Genomic DNA, 2,430 nt, shown 5'->3' with positions numbered 1-2,430 from the left:
AGTAAATGTTATATAATATAAATATGAAAGATAGTATGAAATTAATTTTAGCAATTGTGTCTAGCGAAGATGCGAATAAAGTTCAAAATAATTTAAATAAAGAGAATGTTTTTTGCACAAGATTATCTACTAAAGGCGGTTTTTTAAGAGAAGAAAATGCTACTTTTGTGATAGGTATTGATTCTGAAAGAGTAGATGAAGTTTTACAAATTATCAAAGAACATTCTAGAAAAAGAACTCAAATGATTCCGGGCAATGTTTTAAATGAAATGGGGGCTTTTTATTCTTTACCTTCCGAAATTTCTATCGGAGGAGCAACTGTTTTTATTTTAGATGTTGAACAATTTTTAAAATTATAAAAAAATCAAAAATTCATAAAGAGGTAATAATAATGTTATTAAGCAAAGAAGAAAAAAAAGAGATTATTAAAAACAATAGCAAGAAAGAAGGCGATACAGGTTCTACTAAAGTTCAAATCGCTTTATTAAATCGTGAAATTGAAGAATTAAACAAACATTTTAAGCAACATCCAGGCGATTTCCATTCCAAACGCGGTTTATTAACTAAAAATAAAAAAAGAAATACTTTAATTAGATATTCTCAAAAAAAACAAAATTAATTTTTGTTATAATATGAAAAAAACTATATATTGAATAGTTTTTTTTGTTTTTAAGGATTTCTTTTTTTATTGTCATTTAGTGATATAATTATCTTAGAGATTATTATCTAAAATAGGAGAAAAAGGAGACTAAAAGATTTATCTTTATGGCTTTTAGTTTTTTTAGAACAGGTTCCGCTTTTATTTTCAATTCAGCTAATCTTTGTTTGTTTTTATAAATGATGGTGATTATTTCTTTCGAATCCAATTCTTCCTGCTTTATTTGGATTTCATCTAATTCTTTAATTAAATTATCAAATATACTTGTATCTTCGGATGATTGTTCCAAATAATTTATTTTATTTTTGATAACTTCGTATTCTTAAAGAAACGGAAATCAGACTATTTTTTCTCTTAGGGTTCGGGAAGTTCATTTTTAAATTGTTTTACACGAGATTCATGTTCTTTTAATTGAAGAGGTTCCACATTTTTTAATTTATGTTCATATTGGTTTAATTGCTTTATTTTTTCTTCATGATAAGTGATGGTGCTGCGGCGGCGATTGAATCTATCATTAGTCTAATATTTAGGGTCATCGAAGTTGTCTATTTCGTGAGTCATTTTAGGAAAAACAATCGCTTCTAAAGGATTTTTCAGTTTTTTTAAATAATCTTCCTCCTTTTGGAAAAATCTTACCCCATTCAATGGTAAACCTAAATCCACTTCGATTCGTAGTCTTCGATCTTCGTAGTGTAACTTGTTTAATATCCGCTTAATCTTAAAAATATTTTCAAATATTTTATATTGAAGGTTGATAAGTTTTTGGTGTTCTTTAATCAATTCATATTCATAATTAATAAACACTTCGTTTACTTTTTGCTGCTCTAAATCATCATCAGGTTTAGCTATTCTTTTGCGCTCTCTTTCTTCTTTCTCTGATTTGGCTGCTTCTGCTATTTTTTTGCATTTCTGATCTTTGTTCTTAATCCATTTATTATGTTCATCTTCTTCATTTATGTAAGAACTTAAAATATTTCCGTCAAGGTTATAAATGATGCTTTTCATTTTATGACTTGTTTCAGGTTTATATTCGTCAGTATTGCTGATTTGTGCCCATTTTTATAAAAAGTATTTGTTTTGATCTTTTATTTGTCTGAGTTATATTAGATAATAATGGGTTCGCCTTTGTCGTCTTTGGTTTTCTCCATGGTGTTTTCAGGAGAAGATAATTGATAAATAGGTTCTTTTGGCGTATAGTCTATTTGTTTGTCTAGCTGGACGGGTTATGAAATAATGAAACCCAAAAATCACGCCTCCTAATAAGATCAAACCTAATAATATTAAAGTTATCATAATAATTAAATATTTTTGCGATTTATTTTCCATAAATTGTTTGATGCGTTTCATCATATGGTTACATTTGCTACCTTTTCTTTTTTTCGCTGCTCGTCTATATGATTTCATTATACGTTTTTTTGCAATCTTTTTGAGTATTTTTTGGCAATAAAAAAAAGACCTTTTTAAAGTTCTTTTTTAACTAAGGTTTATTTTTTTTAATATAATTAAAAATTCTCCTTTTTGGGTCTAAAATGATATTAAAACATTTTAGAACGGTTGAGGAAGGAGAATTTTTTAAGTGCATATTTTTATAAAAATTTTGTAAAATTACCATTATTATTTCACGGTAACAAAAAGAGACCGTCGCTGCGGTCTCTTTTTTTGAATTGTACTGTTTTGACAGGCAAAAATAAGATATGACAATTATAATTAAAAGTTCATCACGCTTTATATCTCCAATTTCAACCATTAGAAGAATAATAAAAAATGATTAT

The 2,430-nt window shown here is 26.8% G+C and carries 4 protein-coding genes; 2 read left to right on the top strand and 2 right to left on the bottom strand.

From position 1 onward, the window contains the following. Positions 1-35 precede the first annotated feature (35 nt). The gene (locus ON17_RS00460) at positions 36-359 is read left to right on the top strand and encodes a cyclic-di-AMP receptor (protein WP_026071978.1); all 324 of its coding nucleotides are present in this window, start codon (positions 36-38) and stop codon (positions 357-359) included. A 32-nt stretch (positions 360-391) separates the two neighbouring features. Then, positions 392-619 (top strand): 30S ribosomal protein S15, encoded by a 228-nt coding sequence (gene rpsO / locus ON17_RS00455; RefSeq protein WP_017191507.1) that lies wholly within the window; start codon positions 392-394, stop codon positions 617-619. A 103-nt stretch (positions 620-722) separates the two neighbouring features. Here rpsO and ON17_RS00450 read toward each other — a convergent pair whose 3' ends face one another. Next, positions 723-947 (bottom strand): hypothetical protein, encoded by a 225-nt coding sequence (locus tag ON17_RS00450; RefSeq protein WP_017191506.1) that lies wholly within the window; start codon positions 945-947, stop codon positions 723-725. Positions 948-1,177: 230 nt separating this feature from the next. Next, positions 1,178-1,663 carry a hypothetical protein gene (locus ON17_RS00445; RefSeq protein WP_017191505.1) on the bottom strand — a complete coding sequence of 162 codons (486 nt, stop codon included), beginning with the start codon at positions 1,661-1,663 and terminating at the stop codon, positions 1,178-1,180. Positions 1,664-2,430 lie beyond the last annotated feature (767 nt).

Source organism: Poinsettia branch-inducing phytoplasma str. JR1 (assembly GCF_000309465.1).
Lineage (GTDB): Bacteria > Bacillota_I > Bacilli_A > Acholeplasmatales > Acholeplasmataceae > Phytoplasma > Phytoplasma pruni.
The sequence above is the reverse complement of the archived record's forward strand: the minus strand, read 5'-3'. Positions and strand labels throughout refer to the sequence as shown.

What these genes read in the sequence shown, in the direction of transcription:
- ON17_RS00460 (WP_026071978.1), top strand. Translation starts at nt 36, where the DNA reads ATGAAATTAATTTTAGCAATTGTGTCTAGCGAAGATGCGAATAAAGTT.
- rpsO (WP_017191507.1), top strand. Translation starts at nt 392, where the DNA reads ATGTTATTAAGCAAAGAAGAAAAAAAAGAGATTATTAAAAACAATAGC.
- ON17_RS00445 (WP_017191505.1), bottom strand. Translation starts at nt 1,663, where the DNA reads ATGAAAAGCATCATTTATAACCTTGACGGAAATATTTTAAGTTCTTAC.